General features: G+C 58.5%; 17 protein-coding genes. 12 read left to right on the top strand and 5 right to left on the bottom strand.

The window, feature by feature from the left end; genetic code table 11:
- Positions 1-46: 46 nt before the first annotated feature.
- The 5 genes from JNO48_04025 (at position 47) to mtnN (ending at position 4,880) form a co-directional block, all read left to right on the top strand.
- A complete protein-coding gene (locus tag JNO48_04025; protein QTE69077.1) occupies positions 47-907 on the top strand; it encodes a hypothetical protein in 861 nt (286 codons plus the stop codon).
- A 223-nt stretch (positions 908-1,130) separates the two neighbouring features.
- Complete coding sequence (locus tag JNO48_04020; protein QTE69076.1) at positions 1,131-2,126, top strand: LacI family DNA-binding transcriptional regulator; 996 nt, start codon at positions 1,131-1,133, stop codon at positions 2,124-2,126.
- 241 nt (positions 2,127-2,367) lie between these two features.
- Entirely contained in the window at positions 2,368-3,120 is a 753-nt protein-coding gene (gene rpsB, locus JNO48_04015; GenBank protein ID QTE69075.1) for a 30S ribosomal protein S2, read from the top strand.
- A 72-nt stretch (positions 3,121-3,192) separates the two neighbouring features.
- A complete protein-coding gene (locus tag JNO48_04010; GenBank protein ID QTE69074.1) occupies positions 3,193-4,119 on the top strand; it encodes an elongation factor Ts in 927 nt (308 codons plus the stop codon).
- 86 nt (positions 4,120-4,205) lie between these two features.
- Positions 4,206-4,880, top strand: a complete 675-nt coding sequence (gene mtnN, locus JNO48_04005; protein ID QTE69073.1) for a 5'-methylthioadenosine/S-adenosylhomocysteine nucleosidase — start codon at positions 4,206-4,208, stop codon at positions 4,878-4,880.
- Between the two features lie 64 nt (positions 4,881-4,944).
- Here the strand turns inward: mtnN and JNO48_04000 are convergent, their stop codons facing one another.
- The 5 genes from JNO48_04000 to JNO48_03980 form a co-directional block, all read right to left on the bottom strand.
- Positions 4,945-6,000, bottom strand: coding sequence for a phosphodiester glycosidase family protein (locus JNO48_04000; protein ID QTE69072.1), 1,056 nt, complete (start codon positions 5,998-6,000; stop codon positions 4,945-4,947).
- Between the two features lie 3 nt (positions 6,001-6,003).
- Positions 6,004-6,825 (bottom strand): SDR family oxidoreductase, encoded by an 822-nt coding sequence (locus JNO48_03995; protein QTE69071.1) that lies wholly within the window; start codon positions 6,823-6,825, stop codon positions 6,004-6,006.
- Positions 6,826-7,346: 521 nt separating this feature from the next.
- Positions 7,347-8,366 carry a GGGtGRT protein gene (locus tag JNO48_03990; protein QTE69070.1) on the bottom strand — a complete coding sequence of 340 codons (1,020 nt, stop codon included), beginning with the start codon at positions 8,364-8,366 and terminating at the stop codon, positions 7,347-7,349.
- A gap of 14 nt (positions 8,367-8,380) precedes the next feature.
- Entirely contained in the window at positions 8,381-9,082 is a 702-nt protein-coding gene (locus tag JNO48_03985; GenBank protein ID QTE69069.1) for a hypothetical protein, read from the bottom strand.
- 89 nt (positions 9,083-9,171) lie between these two features.
- Entirely contained in the window at positions 9,172-12,564 is a 3,393-nt protein-coding gene (locus tag JNO48_03980; GenBank protein ID QTE69068.1) for an insulinase family protein, read from the bottom strand.
- 335 nt (positions 12,565-12,899) lie between these two features.
- Here JNO48_03980 and JNO48_03975 point away from each other — a divergent pair, with 335 nt between their 5' ends.
- From JNO48_03975 to JNO48_03945, 7 genes are read left to right on the top strand one after another with little or no spacing between them, the layout of a single operon-like run.
- Positions 12,900-14,012, top strand: a complete 1,113-nt coding sequence (locus JNO48_03975) for a chorismate mutase (protein QTE69067.1) — start codon at positions 12,900-12,902, stop codon at positions 14,010-14,012.
- Positions 14,009-15,019, top strand: coding sequence for a 3-dehydroquinate synthase (locus tag JNO48_03970; GenBank protein QTE69066.1), 1,011 nt, complete (start codon positions 14,009-14,011; stop codon positions 15,017-15,019). The genes JNO48_03975 and JNO48_03970 overlap by 4 nt, the downstream gene beginning before the upstream one ends.
- A 24-nt stretch (positions 15,020-15,043) precedes the next feature.
- Positions 15,044-16,138, top strand: coding sequence for a chorismate synthase (aroC, locus tag JNO48_03965; GenBank protein QTE69065.1), 1,095 nt, complete (start codon positions 15,044-15,046; stop codon positions 16,136-16,138).
- Complete coding sequence (locus JNO48_03960) at positions 16,138-17,376, top strand: shikimate dehydrogenase (protein ID QTE69064.1); 1,239 nt, start codon at positions 16,138-16,140, stop codon at positions 17,374-17,376. The genes aroC and JNO48_03960 overlap by 1 nt, the downstream gene beginning before the upstream one ends.
- Positions 17,373-17,810, top strand: a complete 438-nt coding sequence (aroQ, locus tag JNO48_03955) for a type II 3-dehydroquinate dehydratase (protein ID QTE69063.1) — start codon at positions 17,373-17,375, stop codon at positions 17,808-17,810. Before JNO48_03960 ends, aroQ begins: the two co-directional genes overlap by 4 nt.
- Entirely contained in the window at positions 17,807-19,039 is a 1,233-nt protein-coding gene (locus JNO48_03950; GenBank protein ID QTE69062.1) for a 3-phosphoshikimate 1-carboxyvinyltransferase, read from the top strand. The genes aroQ and JNO48_03950 overlap by 4 nt, the downstream gene beginning before the upstream one ends.
- Positions 19,009-19,866 (top strand): prephenate dehydrogenase, encoded by an 858-nt coding sequence (locus JNO48_03945; GenBank protein QTE69676.2) that lies wholly within the window; start codon positions 19,009-19,011, stop codon positions 19,864-19,866. Before JNO48_03950 ends, JNO48_03945 begins: the two co-directional genes overlap by 31 nt.
- Positions 19,867-19,880: the final 14 nt, after the last annotated feature.

Genomic DNA, 19,880 nt, shown 5'->3' with positions numbered 1-19,880 from the left:
ACCGCAGTACAATAGCAATGAACGACTGAAACGGAGGCGAAGCAGAATGAACCGGCAGCCCGGATGGGTTTCCATTACCGCACTGATCCTGGCGGTTCTGTTCCTGCTGCCCGCACCCAAAGCAGCCGCAGCCGGAGCGGATGAAACGGAGCTTGAAATCGAGGAAATCATCCTGGAAGACACAACGGATGAAGACTGGTTTTCGGAGCTTTTCAGCGACGAAGAAGAACCCGCGGAACCGGAAGCGCAAGCGGAACCGGAAGCGGAAAACCCTGCCCGGACCGCGTTTATCGATGATATTATCGAGCGGGGGAAAAAAGAGTTTGATAAGACCCGGGGGAAGCTGCAGCGCGCCCAATATAAGGAAGACATCTACATCTGCAAAAACTTTACGGTATACCTGTTCCGCTCCACCCGGGACGGATACCGCATGGCGGAATACCCCGACGTAAAGCTGAAAATACCGGACAACCTGCCGTCGGCTGAGTGCCGGCCGTACGCGTACGGATATGCCTGGAAGGAAGTGCCGGCCTCCGAGGGAAACCCCTTTGAGATCGCCGCACAATTCCTGTACGATACGAGCCTGACGAAGGATGAGAATATGGAAAAAGCCATGGAATTCATGCGCCAGGTCCGACGGGGGGATTTCTTCCAGATGACGGCGGAATATTCCCACGGAAACGGCGCGCACAGCGCCATCATGATCGCCGATTACGATCCGGACACCGATACCGTCCGCTGGATGGACAGCAATATGGTGGGCAAGAAGATCAACGGCGAACGGTACGGAAAGGTGCAGTTTGACGAATCGGAGTCCATTGAATGGTGGGCGGACGCTTTTTGCAAGAAAAAACGCGGCGCAACGATTTACCGCCTGCGGGATGATATTATCTTCGCCGGAAAGTGAGAATCGCCTGAAATGTATGCAGGACAAGGCCGGGAGCAGCATTGCCGCGCCGGCCTTCCTGATTTTTTGGCAGTTACATAAAATGCAAAAACGAAAATAATTTCATGATTTTCAAATTCATTGTTGACATATTGCAAAAAATGAGATAAACTGCAAATGAAATCGATTGCGTTCGTTACGTTCTGTTTTCAATTTCATAACGACCGGAAAGGGGTTTTGACTGATGGTTCGATTAAAGGACATCGCGGAGGTATGCGGGGTCTCCGTTGCAACAGTTTCCCGCGCACTGAACGGCCTGACCAATGAAAACCGGGAACGGACCGCCTATATTCTCCGGACTGCCAAGGAAATGGGATACTATCCCAACGTTGCAGCCCGGACGCTGAAAACCAGCCGCAGCAACACGATCGGCGTCCTGTATGAAAACGTAATGACGCATGAATACTTCAGTTCCGTGCTGGAGGCGCTGCGCCGGCAGGCCGATATGCGGGGTTATGACCTGATGATGATCGGCGACTGGCGTGGCGACAAGAGCGGCAATTACTTTGAACACGTCCGCCGCCGGAACCTGGACGGCGTCGCGGTGATCTCCGCGGATTTTGATTCCTCCAACGTCATCCGCCTGGTCACCAGCGCGATTCCGTCGGTAATCATCGACCATTTCTATGAAGGCTGCGACTGCGTATCCAGCGACAACCGGGCGAGCATGGAACGGATTGTCCGCTACGCGTGGGGACAGGGACACCGCCGGATCGCCATGATCCACGGTGAAATCGGATCCGTAAGCCGGGAACGGCTGGCCGGTTTCTACAAGGTATGCGCGGAACTCGGTATCCGGGTGAAGGAAGGATTTGTCCGGGAAGGCCTGTTCGCCAATCCGGAAAACTGCGTGGAGCTCATTCACAAGATGATGCAGATGGAAGACCGTCCGACCTGCATTCTCTGCCCGGACGATTACAGCTGCCTGGGCGCCGTGCTGGCGCTGGAGAGCGAAGGAATCCACGTTCCGGACGATATCAGCCTGATCGGCTATGACGGTATCAATATCGGCCAGCTGATCCAGCCGAAGCTGGCAACCTACCGGCAGAACGTGCAGAAGATCGCGGAAGAGGCAATCAATATGCTGATGGACGCGATTGAGAACCCGGATGAACACCAGTTCCACCAGGTTACCGTGGAAGGAACGATGATCGAAGGCGAAACAGTGGCCACGATCTGATTCCTGCACGATTCCACAGAAATCCCCTTTTCCCCGCTGCGGGAAGAGGGGATTTTCTGCCGTACGGAAAAAAACGGACAGGAATTTCGTTCAAAAAGCTGAAAACCCTTGATTTTGGTCGGGTTCTATGCTAAAATCCATCCGATTACGCACCTTTTCCCTGCGGTTGCTTGTGCCGCGATGACGCGGTGGCCAGCCGCAACGGGGAAAAGGGTGGAAAATAACAAGGAGGGAACCCCTAATGGCAGTCATTTCCATGAAACAGCTCCTGGAAGCCGGCGTGCACTTTGGTCACCAGACCCGCCGGTGGAACCCGAAGATGGCGCAGTACATCTTCACCGAACGCAACGGCATCTACATCATCGACCTGCAGAAGACCGTCCGCAAGGTTGACGAAGCTTACGCGTTCGTCCGCGACATCGCGATGGAAGGCAAGACCATCCTGTTTGTCGGCACCAAGAAGCAGGCGCAGGAATCCATCGAGAGCGAAGCGAAGCGCTGCAACATGTTCTATGTCAACAACCGCTGGCTGGGCGGCATGCTGACCAACTTCAAGACCATCCGCACCCGGATCGAACGGCTGAACCAGATCGACAAGATGGAACAGAACGGCCAGTTCGACGTCCTGCCCAAGAAGGAAGTTATCAAGCTGATCCACGAGCGGGAAAAGCTGGAAACCAACCTGGGCGGTATCCGTGAGATGAAGAAGCTGCCCGGCGCCCTGTTCGTTGTGGACCCCCGCAAGGAGCACATCGCCGTGACCGAAGCCCGCATCCTGGGTATCCCGATCGTGGGTATCGTTGATACCAACTGCGATCCCGATGAAATCGACTACGTGATCCCCGGCAACGATGATGCCATCCGCGCCGTGAAACTGATTGCCGGCAAGATGGCGGACGCCGTCCTCGAAGGCAAGCAGGGTGAACAGAACGAAGCCGAAGAAGCCGAAGCTCCCGCTGAGGAAGCCAAGGCCGAAGAAGCCACCGAGGCTTAATGGATTCTGTACGGACCGCTGATCCGGAAACAGATTTCCGCGCAAACGCTAACAACGAAAGGATGATTTACAATGGCAGCAATTACTTCCGCCATGGTTAAGGAACTGCGCGAGCGCACCAGCGCCGGCATGATGGACTGCAAGAAAGCGCTGGTCGAGAGCGACGGCGATATGGAAAAGGCCATCGAGTGGCTGCGTGAAAAGGGACTGAGCCAGGCCGCCAAGAAGGCCAGCCGCATTGCCGCTGAAGGCGTGGTTGCCCAGTATGTGAACGAAGAAGGCACCATCGGCGCGATCGTCGAGGTGAACTGTGAAACGGACTTCGTGGCCAAGACCGATAACTTCATCGGCTTCGCCAACAACGTCGCGAAGCATGTCGCGCTGGCGAACCCCGCCGACGTGGACGCCCTGCTGGCGCAGGCCTTCGTGGATGACAACAGCAAGACCATCTCCGACCTGATCAGCGACGCGACCGTCGCGATCGGCGAGAAGATCAGCGTCCGCCGTTTCAGCCGGTATGAGACCACCGGTGTGGTTTCCACCTACATCCACCTGGGCGGCAAGGTTGGCGTTATGGTTGAGGTTTCCGCTGATGAAGCCGGCCGCAAGAATGACGCTGTGAAGACCTTCGCGCATGACCTGGCGCTGCAGATCGCGGCTGCCAAGCCCGAAGCGGTCCGCCGTGAAGAAGTGGACACTGAGAAGCTTGAGAAGGAAAAGGAGATCCTGCGGGCGCAGGCGCTGAACGAAGGCAAGCCCGAGAAGATCGTCGACCGGATGGTCGAAGGCCGGATCGAGAAGTACTACAAGGAAGTCTGCCTGCTTGAGCAGCCCTTCGTCAAGGACGGCGACAAGAACATCAAGGGCCTGATGGCGGAGATCGCCAAGGAAGCCGGCGCCGCGCTGGACATCGTCCGCTTCACCCGCTTTGAACGGGGCGAAGGCATCGAGAAGCGCAAGGATGACCTGGCCGCTGAAATCGCCGCGATGCAGAAGTAAGAACCCATCCATTCAAGGGGCTGTCAGACGACAGCCCCTTTTTCAGAAACAAATCCGGGCGGTATCCCGGTGAGAAGGAGAAGCGTATGAAAATCGGACTGCTGATTGCGGTGGACCGGGAACTGGAAGCTTTCCTGCAGAGCGGGGAAGAGCGGACGGAAGAAATTGCGGCGGGCAGAACCATATACAAAACCCGGATGGAAGGACATGACATCTACGCGGTCCGGTCCGGATGCGGGGAAATCGATGCGGCGGCTGCGACGATGCTGCTGATTGTCCACTGCGGATGTGAGCTGGTGATGAATTTCGGCGTGACCGGCGCGCTGGAAGCGGACCTGAAGGTGGAGGATCTCTTTGTAGCCGAAAAAGTCTGCCACTATGATTTCGACATCTCCGCGTTTGAAAACGTCAAACCGGGACAGTATGAGGAATACCCGGATGAATTCATCCCCCTGGACGCAGAACTTGTGCAGCTGGTAACTGAACGGATTCCGGGCATCCGGAAGATCGCGGTGGCCAGCGCCGACAAGTTCGTCGAGGACAAGGCGGAGAAGCTCCGCCTGCGGAATACGGGATGCGGTATCTGCGAAATGGAGCTTGCCGCGATTGCCCGTACCTGCGAGCGCAGCGGGGTGAAGTGCCTGAGCATCAAATGCATCAGCGATACGTTTGATGGAAACGGAGAGGACTTCAATACCAATGTAAGGCGCAGCGCGGAAAAAGCATTCCGGGTCATCCGGGAAGTGCTGAAGATGCTGTGATTCCCTGCAGAAGTATAAAGGACCAGCCCGGCCAACGGCCGGGCTGGTCCTTTGCATTTCAGGCTTATTTCTTACCGAAGGCGATCATGCTGCCGAGGGGACGAACGGTTTTGTCGCCCTGGGCAATGACTTTCCCGTTAAAAATGATACACGCGGTTCCGCCGCCGTCCAGGTTCAGGGCTTCGGTGCAGCCCAACTCCAGCATTCTATTTGCCAGGATGTCGAAGTTGACCCCGATGTACTTATTGTCCGGACGGCCTTTTGCCATGACAACCAGGTAATGGAAAGGCTCAATCATCCCGATGGCAATGCGGGAATCGCTGTACTGGGCGGTATTGTACATATAGGATTTGGAACTGTCCACCCCTTTGACGTTGATTTCCCCGTTCCGGATCAGCCAGGGGCCGAAGGAATATACCTGGAGTGCCCCTTCCGAAGCGAAATCATCGGCATTTTTCTCACCGATCGGATCTGCCCTCATGCTGCCGTCCGGATAAACCGCAAGGGTATCCAGGGGCGGGAATTCGACCTTTCCGTTGGTACGGGTTTTGCTGCTGATGAGTTCTCCGTTCCGGATAATGATGCCATCCGGCCATTTAGCGGAACCATTGTCACGCCCCTGCATGCGGTGACCGTAATAGTCATCCGATACGGCCAGCACAACGGGATTTGCCTTGACCAGGTCGATCGGCTTGCTCTTCTTATATCCGGCAGGCCGTTTTTTGGTCGGCGGAGTCATGATGGAGAACAGGGGAGAGGTTTCAGATGCCTGGATATCGACGATATAGAGCTCCCGCGTCCGCTTGCCGGCTTTGACCTTGACGGTTTCCTGGGTCCGGGTGATGGTGACGGCCAGGTCCGGGGATGCATACTGCCAGGAGCCGTTCTTTTCATCCTCCAGGAGATATTCATCCCCGGGGTTTTCTCCGACCAGGAAGCCTCTGGCATTAAAATGCCAGCCATCCTTTTCGGTCACCGCTTCATCTTCCGCGGGTGCCGCGGAGCCGGAAGCATCCTCACTGACGGACACTTCGGTATCGCCGGAAGAAGCTGCGGCGCAACCGGCAAAGGAGAAGAGCAGCACTGTGCACAGGATAAGGGAAAAGAGCCGTTTCATCATCAGTTACCCCTGTCTGATATAGTATTTCCGCAGGATGGCGGAATTGATCCGCGCGCCGAGAAAACGGTGCACATACACGGCCAGATGCTGATCGGCACTGGCAATCCGCCTGCGGAAGGGAATCCGTTTCCGGTCCAGCGTTTTCGCAATCTTCCGCCCGAGAATATCCGGGTCGGAACCATTGGATTCGTCATGGTGGATCTGCCGGACAGCGCTTTCATAAGCCGCGGCATAAGGCGAATTTTCGCTCATGGCGGCTGCATGCGGACGGTACTTGTCGCTGCCGCTGCGATGATCGCCCGGTTCCACGAGCATGACCTGGATGCCAAAGGGTTTTACTTCCATGGAAAGGCATTCCGCATAGCCCTCGATTGCGTGCTTGCTTGCGGTGTAAGCGCTCTGGAAGGGAATACCCATCAGCCCGTTGATTGAGGAGAAGAGGACGATTTTCCCGCCGCCATGCGCCCGCATCAGGGGGAGCACTTCCCGGTTGACACGGACCATGCCAAGGTAATTGGTATCGATGACCCGGCGGAATTCCTCCGGATCCGTCTCCTCACAGGAGCCGAGCACCAGCATACCGGCACACTGGACGAGCGCATCCGGAGCAGCGATGGCTGCAGCAGATTCGCAGAAGGCCCGGATGGAATCTTCGCTGGTGACGTCCAGCGGAAGGCAGGTGATACCATCAATTCCGACGCCGTCTTTGCCGAAGCTCCGCGCGCCGGCGATGACCTGCCAGCCGTCATCGCGGAAGGCCATGGCAGTATGGAGACCGAGGCCGCTGGAAGCGCCGGTGATCCAGACTGTTTTCTGCTGAACCATGCTGTTTCAGCCCTTTCGCATAAAGTTTACCTGAATATTTTAAGCGTTTCCAGGGCCATACGCAAGTACGTAATGAAACAAAAACAGTCCATTCTCCTGTACCTCTTCCCCTGCACCCCTTCCCCGCACCGCTGCAATACAGTTGTGCTGCCTGGCTGGTGCGGGGACGGGGAGAATATAGTGGCGGGGCTTCGCACCGCACCCTGCAGGAAACGCTGGTTCAATGTTCGAAACAGCAGGGACAGTCCTGTGGTCACACTCCAGTTGTATCAGTGTACAATTATCGACTCTTACAAGCTGTTTCGAAGCGGAGCGTGACGAGCAGGACAGTCCCGCAGTTCCGAGCAAGCTTGTAACGATCCGCAGCCCTCGGAGATGGGGATTAGTTGGTGGCGGGGCTGCGCCCCGCAGCCCTTGTGTGTGTATCCGGCAGAACAATCAAACCCGAACAGCAGTATGACCGTGAATTATGAGAAAAGAAAAACTCCCGGGTGAGACCCGGGAGTGAATGGATACGGGGATTACTTGTTCAGCGCTTCCTGAACCGCAACGGCGACCGCAACGGTCATACCCACCATGGGGTTGTTGCCGGCGCCGAGGAAACCCATCATTTCCACGTGGGCAGGCACGGAAGAGGAACCGGCGAACTGCGCGTCAGAGTGCATACGGCCCATGGTATCGGTCATGCCGTAGGAGGCAGGGCCGGCGGCCATGTTGTCGGGATGCAGGGTACGGCCGGTGCCGCCGCCGGAAGCCACGGAGAAGTACTTCTTGCCGGCTTCCCAGCGTTCCTTCTTGTAGGTGCCCGCAACGGGATGCTGGAAACGGGTGGGGTTGGTGGAGTTGCCGGTGATGGAGATATCGGCACCTTCATGCCACATGATGGCAACACCTTCACGGACATCATCCGCGCCATAGCAGTTGACCTTCGCCCGGTCTCCGTTGGAGTAGGCGGTCTTGCTGACGACGGTCAGTGCATGGTCTTCCTTCACGTCCGCAGACAGGTAGTCATACTTGGTCTGCACGTAGGTGAAGCCGTTGATCCGGCTGATGATCATGGCGGCGTCCTTGCCCAGGCCGTTCAGGATGACGCGGAGGGGCTTTTTCCGAACCTTGTTGGCGTTCAGCGCGATTTTGATGGCGCCTTCGGCAGCAGCGAAGGATTCGTGGCCGGCGAGGAACGCGAAGCATTCGGTTTCCTCATCCAGCAGCATGGCGCCCAGGTTGCCGTGGCCGATACCGACCTGGCGCTGGTCCGCAACAGAACCGGGGATACAGAAGGCCTGCAGGGCGGTGCCGATCCACTTGGCGGCTTCCGCAGCGTTCTTCGCGCCTTCCTTGATGGCGATGGCAGCGCCCAGTTCGTATGCCCACTTTACGTTTTCAAAGCAGATGGGCTGGGTGCTCTCCACGATGGTGTAGGCGTCAACGCCCTTGCCGTTGGTGAAAGCTTTGACTTCTTCGAAGTTTTTGAAACCGTACTTGTCCAGGACAGGCTGCAGCTGAGGCATGCGGCCTTCATAGTTTTCAAACAGAGCCATCCGTCACACCTCCCTTATTCTTTGCGCGGGTCAATCCACTTGACCGCGCCGTCTTCCGCCTTGAAGCGGCCGTACGTGCCGAGGTTCTTCTCGTACGCTTCATTCGGAGACATGCCCTTTTTGATGGCGTCCATCATCTTGCCGAGGCTCAGGAACTGATAGCCGCAGACCTGATCGTCCTTGTCGAGGGCCATCTTGACTACGTAGCCTTCGGTCATTTCCAGGTAGCGGGTTCCCTTTTCGCGGGTGCCGTACATGGTACCTACCATGGAACGGAGACCCTTGCCCAGGTCTTCCAGGCCGGCGCCGATGCGGAGACCGTCATCGGAGAAAGCGGACTGGGTGCGGCCGTACACGATCTGCAGGAACAGTTCCCGCATGGCGGTGTTGATGGCATCGCAAACCAGGTCAGTGTTGAGGGCTTCGAGGATGGTCTTGCCGGGCAGGATTTCACTGGCCATGGCGGCGGAGTGGGTCATGCCGGAGCAGCCGATCGTTTCGACGAGGGCTTCCTCAATCACACCATTCTTGACGTTGAGGCTCAGCTTGCAGGTACCCTGCTGCGGAGCGCACCAGCCAATACCATGGGTGTAACCGGAGATGTCTTTGATTTCCTTGGCCTGAATCCATTTTCCCTCTTCAGGAATAGGGGCGGGGCCGTGATTCGGGCCCTTCGCAACACAGACCATTTCTTCCACTTCTTTGGTGTATTGCATTTGAGCGGTTCCTCCTGTCTCAGAATAGTATCAGTAACCAATTCAGTATATCACATCAGACGGTTGATATACAAGGTTTTTTCGTGTGCTTACGCCGCACCCTGCTGGCTCAGCATTTCATTGACCTGCATGAGCACATCCGCCAGGTCGCCGCGCGGGACGACTGTGTCCGGTGTGTCCGTGGTGTAGCCGACGCCGATTGCCTGCATGATGAGGCAGAAGAGATCTTCCGTCAGTGGGGCAGACAGATCTGCATCTGCATCGACAAGTTCGTAGCTGGCCAGCCATGCGCGGGCACCTTCCGGATCACCGGCAGGACCACCCATGAGCGCGTAGACGGAGGCGAGGAAGTCGCCGACGGTCGCGGGTTCATCCACACCGAAGACGGTATCGGACAGCGGCGCCATGAACTTGTTATCCACCGCGAAGTGGATGCTCTCATACTGTTCATGCCCTTCCGGTACATCCTCGAATTCGACGGCGCTCAGGTCGACCGCGTTGAAGGGGTTGTAGACGACATCGAACATTTCGGCGTTGGCGTTAATCGCCGCAGCGCTGCCGGCCGTTCCGCGGATACCGGAATTCAGAACATCCGCCAGGGAAAGTGCAAATGCCTTTACGGTTTCCGGTGTGACGCTCTTGAGGGCCCTCATGTTCTGCAGCTTGAGATCTTCCGGCACGCCGTTGATGTAATTGTTCAGCGCGGAGATTGCCCCGGTCATCTCACCTTCGGGCTGTGCAAGGCCGGAATAGGTGCTGAGGATATACTTGTCAATTGTGGACTGATCCACATCCAGGGCGTTGATCAGGTCCGGCAGCCCGTCATAGTAGGTGAAGGTTTCCGCCAGGTTGGGATCACGGTAGGTCAGGATGTAGAAAGTTTCATTGCCGGAACTGCACCAGGGCGTGTAGACACCCATTTTGTCACGCAGGTCTGAAATCAGCAGCCTGTCGGTCACAAGCTGGGCGGCAACATCATAAGCTTCACCGTCGATTTCAGGATCAATATCCTTCCAGTTGATGCAGATACCGTTGAACTGCACGTTGGTATCGGCGATGATGGCTTCTTTATTTGCAGGAACAGGCAGGCTGTATTCCACAGCATCGCGGGCGGTTCCGTCCAGCTTCGCGAAGAAAGCGTCGGTCAGCGGACGGTTCAGCGCCAGGGAGTCCTCGCTGGCGGCGATGGCCGCAACGGCACCGGAACGGCTGGCGAAGAACTGCTGGACCCGCTGCAGGCGGGCAACGACCTCGTCCGGATTCTCTTCCATGAGAGCTTCGATCTTTGTGAGGAAGTCATAGTACTCCAGGAAGTTCAGGTAGCTGTAATAGCGATAGTGTTCGGAACTGATGCCCCACTGGCGGTACAGGAGTACCTGGTAGGGAGAACCGTTGATCTGGTTGCGCACATAGTTCTTCTGGTCCTGGATCCGCTTCAGCAGCGTTTCGGTATCTGTGAACTGTGTGCGGTACAGGATTTCCTCAGCCAGGTTATAGCCTGCTTCCAGGTCCTCATCGAGCGAATACCATTCAGCCACCATATAGGGATGGAAGGTATCTTTATAGCCGCTGACAAAGACGCCGAAGGTGCCATTATAGAGGTAGCGGGAGATCAGGGAATCCAGTTCCTCCCAGGTATGGGCATCGGTATCCATCTTGCCCAGCAGGCGGGTGAAGAGCCGCATGTAATGGATGTCTTCCTGCGGCAGTGTCATCGCGTCCAGATTCAGCATGATGTAGGAGAGCCCGTCCACGCCGGATACTGCTTCAATGCGGCGGACACCGCTCTCATCGGTGCTGTCCTTGATTTCATATTTTTTGACCTCTTCCGGCAGGGTGGCCAGGCTGACGGCAGTCAGGCTCTCCACCATGGCGGTGGTGTCATCATCGGGATCCTCGGCATTGGTGGCATCGATGATTGCCTGAATTTCTTCGGGAGTCATGGCAGCCTTGATCTCCGCAAGAGAAGCGGCCAGGGCTGCGTCATGGACTTCCTGTTCGCCGGGAGCAGGAACGGTAACAGTGACCGTGTACAGTTCAGGATTGACGAGCCATTTCTGTACAGCACCGGCCAGGAGCCCCTGGCTGTTTTCGTCTTCGATACTGTTCAGGGCTTCGTAGCTTTCCACATAGGCGAACACATTGCCGCTGACAGCGTAGTCATAAGCCAGATGGTACATGAGGCCTTGCACGGGACTGCTGTTTTCATTGGCGAGCTTGGCGTTGAACTTCAGAAGGGTGACGATATTGTCCACCAGTTCCGCACCGAAGCCGTTCTGAGCGGCAGCTGCGAGGTTTTCATCAACAATCGCCTTAAACTGTTTCTCATCGCCGTCGTTAACTCCATTGGCGACGATGACGATCGCGTCATCAGGCGCGGCGACCTCGCGGCCGATACTGAAGGAGCCGGTCGGGAAGGCTTTCTTCAGGGCCTGCATCAACGGGGAAGCGGAATCGCCCAGCAGCTCACAGGCATGGTCAATCAGCAGCTCCTGTGCACGGTCATCCCGCATGCCGGGGCATACAATATAGTAGTAGATTGCTGTCTGGTTGGCCGGATCGGATCCTTCCGCCATCCGCCAGGCAGCATGGGTGGTTACCGGTTCAGTAATCCGGGTATAGTTCTCCTCCAGGCTGATTTCCTTGCGGTCAAAGGAGGCGAACGCCTCGTTCAGGAGTTTCAGGAACGCGGTGTAGTCGCTGAAGGAACCGTACAGCAGGGCCAGACAGTTGGAAGGATGATAATACTTGTTGTGGTAATCCTTGAGGTCCTGCCAGACCATTTCCGGGATATGGTCCGGATCGCCGCCATAGTTGTAAGAGATGGAGGCACCCGGGAAGGTTGCCTTATTGGCGGCATACAGCGCCGCTTCGCCAAGATCCATGGCGCCTGTCATTTCGGTATATACGGTGCCATTCAGTGTCAGATCGGCATCGGGATCCGTCATCTCGTAGCGCCAGGCTTCGGTACGGTAGATGCTTTCATCAGACATGATCATCGGATTCAGGCACGAATCCGTGTAAAGATCCGCCAGTTTCAACAACTGCTCCTCGGAAAGGGAGGCAACAGGAAAACTGGTCATGGCATCTGTTGTATAGGCATTGATGTAGGTGTTGTATGTCTGGTAAGCGACATTGAACCACAGGTCCGTGGAGGGATATTTTTCCGATCCGCTGAGGGTTCCGTGCTCAAAGACATGGGGGAGACCCATATCATTTTCCATCCGGGTGACAAATGTGAGCTGGAAGGCACGGTTTGTATCGCTGTTGGCGATATAGAGCAGTTTCGCGCCGGTCTGCGCATGCTCGAAGTATACCAGCTGCGCGCCGATCAGGCCGAATTCGCGGATTTCCTTTACCTCGAAGCCTTCCACTGTATCACCGACAGCGGGAAGCGCGGAGGCGGCGGGAGCTTCGCCGAACGCAGGGACAATCCCCAGCAGCATGGCCAGGGCGAGAACCAGGGACAGGATTTTTTTCATACTGAAAATACCACCTTTCTGATGGGCTCATGGAAATATAATCCATTATGTGGTATGATAGCACAAGCAAAAGAAAAAAGACAAGGGCCGGGAAAAACAGAGAAAAAACGGATGCCCGGCCGGAGAGTGATTGACAGGGGCGGCATCCGGCTGTATGCTGATGCAGACCCTTAGGAAAGGAAACCATGAAGCATGTTCGCATACTCCTACTTTTACTTTTATAGCATCGCGATGGATAGCTGACAGACCGGAAAGCCGGAATAAAAGACAGCATCCACCGCTTCTTGTCGTAGGAAGAGCGGTGGTTTTTTAATACCTGAACCGGAGGATGAACGATGGACACGGAAGTACTGACTGCCCAGCGGGCAATTATCAACGAAACGGACCGGGAGATGGCCCGCCTGTTTGAGCAGCGCATGGAGGCCGTGAAGCAGATCGCGCTGTGGAAGAAGGAACACGGACTGCCGATCCTGGACGCGGGACGGGAGCAGGAAGTCATCGCACGGAACATGGCGTATATCCGGAACGATGAACTGCAGGCGGACTACGACCTGTTTATCCGGAATGTGATGAGCTGCTCCCGCGGGTACCAGCGGCGGCTGATGAAGGGAATCCGGGCGGCTTACAGCGGTGTGGAAGGCGCGTTTGCGTATATCGCGGCAAAACGCATCTTCCCGGAAGGCGAAGCGGTATCCTGCCAGGATTTTGCGGAAGCCTACCGCGAGGTGGAAAACGGCGGATGCGACGTATGTGTGCTCCCGCTGGAAAACAGCTATGCCGGCGAGGTCGGCCAGGTGACGGACCTGATGTTCACCGGAAGCCTGCATGTGACAGGCGTTTATACCCTGCCGGTGAACCACCACCTGCTGGGCGTACCCGGCGCGAAGGCAGAAAATATCCGGCGGGTGGTGAGCCATCCCCAGGCGCTGAGCCAGTGCGGCGGATATATCCGGCGGCACGGGCTGGAAACGGTGCAGGCATCCAACACAGCGCGGGCAGCCCAGGCGGTGATGGAACAGGGGGATCCCGCCACAGCGGCGATCGCGAGCATGGAAACCGCCCGGCTGTACGGGCTGGAGGTACTGGAAAAAAATATTAATGAAAGCGGGCTGAACGCAACTCGGTTTGCGGTGTTCTCCCGGGCGGAGAACCGGACGCCGCTTTCCGGCGGGACAAGCTTCCTGCTGCTGTTTACGGTGAACCACGTGGCCGGCGCGCTGGCCAATGCGATTACCGTGATCGGCCGGCACGGCTTCAATATGAAGGCGCTTCGTTCCCGGCCGATGAAGGAGCTGCCCTGGCAGTACTACTTCTTTGCGGAAATGGAAGGCGACGACCGGAGCGAAGAAGGGCAGCAGATGATGCGGGAACTGGCGGAACACTGCAATGTAGTGAAAGTGGCCGGAAGGTTCTCGCCGGAAATCAGCCTGCAGGAGGATGAAGCATGATCATTCCCGTGAACCTGGGAACAGACAGCTATGATATCGTGCTGGAACGCGGATGCATCCGCCGCGCGGGGGAACTGCTCCGGCTGGACCGGAAGGTGCTGGTGGTGACGGATGACGGCGTGCCGGAAGCATACGCGAAAACCGTGGCAGACCAGTGCGGGGAAGCACGGATCGAAACCCTGCCGCAGGGTGAGGAGAACAAGAACTTTGCGGGCTTTGAACGGCTGCTGCGGGCCATGCTGGATTTCGGCATGACCCGGAAGGACTGCGTGGCAGCCGTGGGAGGCGGCGTCATCGGCGATATGGCCGGGTTTGCCGCGGCGTGCTATATGCGGGGAATCGACTTCTACAATATTCCCACGACGGTCCTGAGCCAGGTGGACTCCTCCATCGGCGGAAAGACCGCGATTGACCTGGACGGCATCAAGAATATTGTGGGCGCGTTTTACCAGCCGAAGCGGGTGCTGATCGATCCGGAGGTGCTGGAAACACTGCCGGACCGGCAGGTCGCGAACGGCATGGCGGAAGCAGTGAAGATGGCGGTGTGCTTTGACGCGGAGGGATTTGCCCTGGCGGAAGGATACCGGATCGGCGACCGTCCGGACCGGCTGATCGAGAACGCCCTGCGGATCAAGAAACGCGTGGTGGAAGAAGACGTGAAGGAGCAGGGCCTGCGCCGGGCACTGAATTTCGGACATACACTGGGGCACGGAATTGAAAGCCTGCACGCGGAAAACGGCCTGTACCACGGGGAATGCGTGGCACTGGGCATGCTGCCGATGTGCTCGGACGCGGTGCGGCCGCGGCTGAAGACCGTGCTGGAACGGCTCGGGCTGCCGACCGTGTGCGGCGCGGATCCCGGCCGCGTGATGGCGGCGGTAATCCATGACAAGAAGGCGGATCACGGAAAGATTATGGCGGTTGTATGCGAGAAAGCCGGCAGCTGCCGGATCATACCGATGACGCCGGAGGAACTGCGGGAACGCTATACAGCCCAGTTCGGATAAGACAGAAGCATGGAGGGGAACACCATGAAAAATACTTTCGGCGGAAACGTGACGGTGACGCTGTTCGGCGAGAGCCACGGACCGGAGATCGGCGCCGTGCTGGACGGACTGGTTGCAGGAATTCCGGTGGACGAATCGTATATCGCGGAAAAGCTGCGCCTGCGCCGGCCGGCGGGGAAGATTTCCACCGCGCGGCGGGAAACGGATCCCTTCCGGATTGTGAGCGGGGTTTTCAACGGGCGGACCACCGGGACGCCGCTGACCATCCTGATTCCGAACGGGGACACCCGGAGTCAGGACTATACATTCGGACCGGTACGGCCGGGACACGCAGACTATACCGGGCATATCCGGTACGGCGGGTTTGAGGATTACCGGGGCGGCGGCCATTTCAGCGGACGGATTACCGCGGCGCTGGTGGCGGCAGGGGCGGTTCTCTCTTACGCGCTGGAGCGGAAGGGAATCCGGATCGGAACCCATATCGCCCGGTGCGCGGGCATTGCGGACGCCGGTTTTTCGGACCGGCCGGAGAAGGACATAGAAAAGCTGAACCGGATGGAGTTTGCCGTGCTGGATGAGGCCCGGGGCGAGGAGATGCGCGCCGCGGCGGAACGCGCGGCAGAGGAAGGCGACAGTGTCGGCGGCGTGCTGGAAACGCTGGTGACAGGTGTGCCCGCAGGTGTAGGGGAACCCTGGTTCGACACGATGGAAGGCGTGCTTTCCCATGCGCTGTTTTCCATTCCTGCGGTGAAGGGCGTTGAATTCGGCGACGGATTCGCACTCGCGGATATGCGGGGGAGCGAGGCCAACGATCCGTTTGTGATGCGGGACGGAAAGGTGGAGACCGCCACCAACCGCAACGGCGGGATCAACGGCGGCATCACCAACGGAATGCCGGTGCTGTTCCGCTGCGCGGTGAAACCGACCCCCACCATCCGGAAGGAGCAGCAGACGGTGGATATCACGAAAAACTGCGAAACGACGCTGGCCGCGGGCGGGCGGCATGATCCGGCGATTGTGCACCGGGCCCGCGTGGTGGCGGACTGCATGACGGCAATCGTACTGTACGACATGCTGGTTACGCGCTTCGGGCCGGAATGGCCGGGAGGAGCAGACTGATGCAGTACGGACTGATCGGGGAACACCTCGGCCACAGCTATTCCGTGCCGATTCACCGGCTGATCAGCGGCGAGGACTACGAGCTGCGGGAAATCGCGCCGGCGGACCTGGGAACATTTATGATCCGGAAGGAGTTCCGGGCGATCAATGTGACGATTCCCTACAAACAGGACGTGATTCCATACCTGGATGAAATCAGCGATACGGCACGGGAGATCGGCGCGGTGAATACCATCGTCAACCGGGATGGGTGCCTGTACGGAACCAACACGGACGCGGCCGGGCTGCAGGCGCTGATTGCGCGGGTCTGTCCGGATATCCGGGGCCGGAAGACGCTGGTGCTCGGTACCGGCGGAACGAGCAAAACAGCCGTGTATACCGCAAAGGTCATGGGCGCGGAGCCGGTGATCCGGGTGAGCCGGAGCGCCCGGGAAGACGCGGTGACCTACGAGGAAGCGCTGCGGGACCACCGGGATGCGGAAATCCTGATCAATACTACGCCGTGCGGCATGTTCCCGGCAGCGGAGGATATGCCCGTGGATATCACCGGATTCCCGGAACTGCGGGGCGTGGTGGACGTGATTTACAATCCCCTGCGAACGAAGCTGGTGCTGGCCGCCATGCGGCGGGGCATCCCGGCGGAGGGCGGACTGTACATGCTGGTGGCCCAGGCGGTCCGGGCAGCGGAGGTATTCCGCGGGATCCGGTATGAAGAAGGACTGACGGAGAAGATTTACCGCCGGATGGCCCGGGACAAGGAAAACATCGTACTGACCGGGATGCCGGGCAGCGGAAAAAGCGCGGTATCGTCCATCCTGGGAGCGCGGACCGGCCGGGAAGTGATTGACACGGACCGGATGATTGTGGAGAAGGCCGGGATGGAAATCACGGAGATCTTCCGCCGGTACGGCGAAAAGCATTTCCGGGACCTGGAGAGCGAAGTGATCCGTGAGGCGGCGGCCTGCGCCGGGGTGATTATCTCCACGGGCGGCGGAGCCGTCCTGCGGGAGGAAAACGTGGAAGCGCTGCGGCGGAACGGCCGGCTGGTATGGCTGGACCGGAAACCGGAGGACCTGGTTCCGACGGATGACCGGCCGCTGGCGGATTCCCGGGAAAAGATGGCGGCACTATATGCCGCGCGGGAGCCGATCTACCGTGCGACCGCGGATGAGCGGATCGCGGTGACGGGCAGCGCAGAGGATACGGCCGATGAAACGGAAAGCAGGTGGAACGCATGAGGATCCTGGTGATCAACGGACCGAACCTGAATATGCTGGGAATCCGGGAACCGGATATCTACGGCCGGGAGACCTATGAGAGCCTGTGCCGGAAGATCCGGGAGCATGCTGAGAAGCGGGGGATTGAGGTCACCCTTTTCCAGTCCAACCATGAAGGCGCGCTGGTGGATGCCATCCAGTCGGCCTACGGCCGGGAGGACGGCATTGTGATCAATCCCGGCGCGTATACGCATACGAGCATTGCCATCCTGGACGCAATGAAGGCGGTCGGCATCCGGGCGGTGGAGGTACATATCTCCGACGTGAATGCCCGGGAGGAATTCCGGAAGGTGAGCTATATCCGCGCGGCCTGCGAGAAAACGATCTCCGGCCATGGAACGGACGGATACCTGGAAGCGATGGACTACCTTGCCGGTACGGAGGACGGGAAATGAGGGCGGTAATTCAGCCCGGAAATCCCCGGGGCCGGATGGAAGCGCCGCCCTCCAAGTCCATGGCCCACCGCCTGCTGATCTGCGCGGGATTCGCGGAAGGTGAAAGCGTGATCCGCCATGTGGACGCAAGTGAGGATATCCTGGCTACGGCAGACTGCCTGCGCGCGCTTGGAGCGGAGGTCCGGATCGAAGAAGAAACAGCATATATCCGCGGATGCGATCCGCGGAAGGCGGGGGAAGCGCTCCTGGCCTGCCGGGAGAGCGGAAGCACCCTGCGGTTTATGATTCCCGCTGCGCTGCTGTGCGGAAAAGATATCCGGTTTACCGGCAGCGAGCGACTGATGAGCCGGCCACTGACGGTGTATGAAGCGCTCTGCGCGGAGCGCGGAATGGTATTTGTCCGGGAAGACGGCGGACTGCGGGTGCGCGGGACGCTGACGTCCGGGGCGTATACCGTGCGCGGGGACATCAGCAGCCAGTTTATTTCCGGCCTGATGCTGGCCCTGCCGCTGACCGGTGCGGACAGCCGGATCGGGATCCTGCCACCGCTGGAAAGCCGCCCGTACCTGGACCTGACGGTGCAGGCACTGCGGGATTCCGGGATTGAAGCGGAATGGGACGGGGAATATGCCCTGAACATTCCCGCCGGCGCATACCGGGCACGGGAGACGATGGTGGAAGGCGACTATTCCAACGCCGCGTACCTGGATATCCTGAATGACGCAGGCGGGAAAGTGGAGCTGACCGGGCTGCGGACGGACAGCCTGCAGGGAGACCGGGTATACAGCCGCTACCTGGCGGAGATCCGGAAAGGAACGCCGGAGCTGGATCTGACGGACTGCCCGGACCTGGCGCCGGCCCTGATTGCCGCCGCGGCGCTGAACCACGGCGCTAAGCTGACCGGAACCCGGAGACTGCGGATGAAGGAAAGCGACCGGGGTGAAGCCATGCGGGAAGAAATGGCCAAGTTCGGTATCATCCTGGAAAATAAGGAAAATGAAATCCTGATTCCCGGCAAGATGCCGGAGGCACCGGCGGAGCCGCTGGACGGCCACAACGACCACCGGATCGTGATGGCGCTGGCGGCAGTGTGTGCGAGGACCGGCGGGACGCTGGACGGCGCGGAGGCGGTCCGCAAAAGCCTGCCGGACTACTGGGACCGGCTGGCCGCGCTGGGAATACAGGCGGAGGTGGAACCATGGAATGGATCAGCAGGAAAAATATCCTGATTGTCGGTCTCGGACTGATGGGCGGAAGCTATGCCCGGGGACTGAAGCGGCTGGGATTCCACGTCAGCGCGATTGACCGGGATCCGGAAGCCATTCGCTGGGCGCTGGAGCATGACGTGATTGACCGCGGATATGACCATGTGGACGAAACGACCGTGCGGGAGGCAGACGCAGCGATCTTCGCACTGTACCCCGGCGTATTCCTGGAATGGGTCCGCGACTGGCAGCACCTGTTCAAGCCTGGCCTGATGATGACGGACGTGACCGGCGTGAAGAGCTGCGTGGTGTATGATATCCAGGCGGCGCTGCGGGATGACGTAGAGTTTATCGCCGCCCACCCGATGGCCGGCCGCGAGGTGTACGGCGTGCAGAACAGCGACGAGCGGATTTTCCGGGACGCGAACTATATTGTGGTCCCCACGGAGAAGAATACGCCGGAAGCAATTGAATGGTGCCGGAGCCTCGGACGGATCCTGGGCTTCCGCCACATTGCGGAGCTGACACCGGAACAGCATGACGAGATGATCGGCTTCGTATCGCAGTTGACGCATGTGATCGCGGTGAGCCTGATGACCTGCTCGGACAACACACACCTGGTGGATTACACCGGCGACTCCTTCCGGGACCTGACCCGGATCGCGCGGATCAACGACGCGATGTGGAGCGAGCTTTTCCTGATGAATCGGGAACCGCTGCTGAAGCAGATGGACGTGTTCCTGGCAGAGGTCAGCCGGTTCCGGGACATGCTGGCGGCGGGAGACCGGGAAGGCATGCGGGAGAAGATGCGGCTGTCGACGCAGCGGCGGGCACTGTTTGATAAAAAGTAAGGAGAGCGGAACCC

Source organism: Clostridiales bacterium (assembly GCA_017569285.1).
In the GTDB taxonomy this organism is placed as follows: domain Bacteria; phylum Bacillota; class Clostridia; order Christensenellales; family Aristaeellaceae; genus Aristaeella.
Note: the sequence above shows the minus strand (reverse complement) of the source record. Positions and strands in the feature narration are given on the sequence as shown.

Coding starts and splice junctions, on each gene's coding strand:
- JNO48_04020 (QTE69076.1), top strand. CDS start 1,131: ATGGTTCGATTAAAGGACATCGCGGAGGTATGCGGGGTCTCCGTTGCA.
- JNO48_03990 (QTE69070.1), bottom strand. CDS start 8,366: ATGGCTCTGTTTGAAAACTATGAAGGCCGCATGCCTCAGCTGCAGCCT.
- aroC (QTE69065.1), top strand. CDS start 15,044: ATGAAAAATACTTTCGGCGGAAACGTGACGGTGACGCTGTTCGGCGAG.
- mtnN (QTE69073.1), top strand. CDS start 4,206: ATGAAAATCGGACTGCTGATTGCGGTGGACCGGGAACTGGAAGCTTTC.
- JNO48_03995 (QTE69071.1), bottom strand. CDS start 6,825: ATGGTTCAGCAGAAAACAGTCTGGATCACCGGCGCTTCCAGCGGCCTC.
- JNO48_04010 (QTE69074.1), top strand. CDS start 3,193: ATGGCAGCAATTACTTCCGCCATGGTTAAGGAACTGCGCGAGCGCACC.
- JNO48_03980 (QTE69068.1), bottom strand. CDS start 12,564: ATGAAAAAAATCCTGTCCCTGGTTCTCGCCCTGGCCATGCTGCTGGGG.
- JNO48_03975 (QTE69067.1), top strand. CDS start 12,900: ATGGACACGGAAGTACTGACTGCCCAGCGGGCAATTATCAACGAAACG.
- JNO48_04025 (QTE69077.1), top strand. CDS start 47: ATGAACCGGCAGCCCGGATGGGTTTCCATTACCGCACTGATCCTGGCG.
- JNO48_03970 (QTE69066.1), top strand. CDS start 14,009: ATGATCATTCCCGTGAACCTGGGAACAGACAGCTATGATATCGTGCTG.
- aroQ (QTE69063.1), top strand. CDS start 17,373: ATGAGGATCCTGGTGATCAACGGACCGAACCTGAATATGCTGGGAATC.
- rpsB (QTE69075.1), top strand. CDS start 2,368: ATGGCAGTCATTTCCATGAAACAGCTCCTGGAAGCCGGCGTGCACTTT.
- JNO48_04000 (QTE69072.1), bottom strand. CDS start 6,000: ATGATGAAACGGCTCTTTTCCCTTATCCTGTGCACAGTGCTGCTCTTC.
- JNO48_03950 (QTE69062.1), top strand. CDS start 17,807: ATGAGGGCGGTAATTCAGCCCGGAAATCCCCGGGGCCGGATGGAAGCG.
- JNO48_03945 (QTE69676.2), top strand. CDS start 19,009: ATGGAATGGATCAGCAGGAAAAATATCCTGATTGTCGGTCTCGGACTG.
- JNO48_03960 (QTE69064.1), top strand. CDS start 16,138: ATGCAGTACGGACTGATCGGGGAACACCTCGGCCACAGCTATTCCGTG.
- JNO48_03985 (QTE69069.1), bottom strand. CDS start 9,082: ATGCAATACACCAAAGAAGTGGAAGAAATGGTCTGTGTTGCGAAGGGC.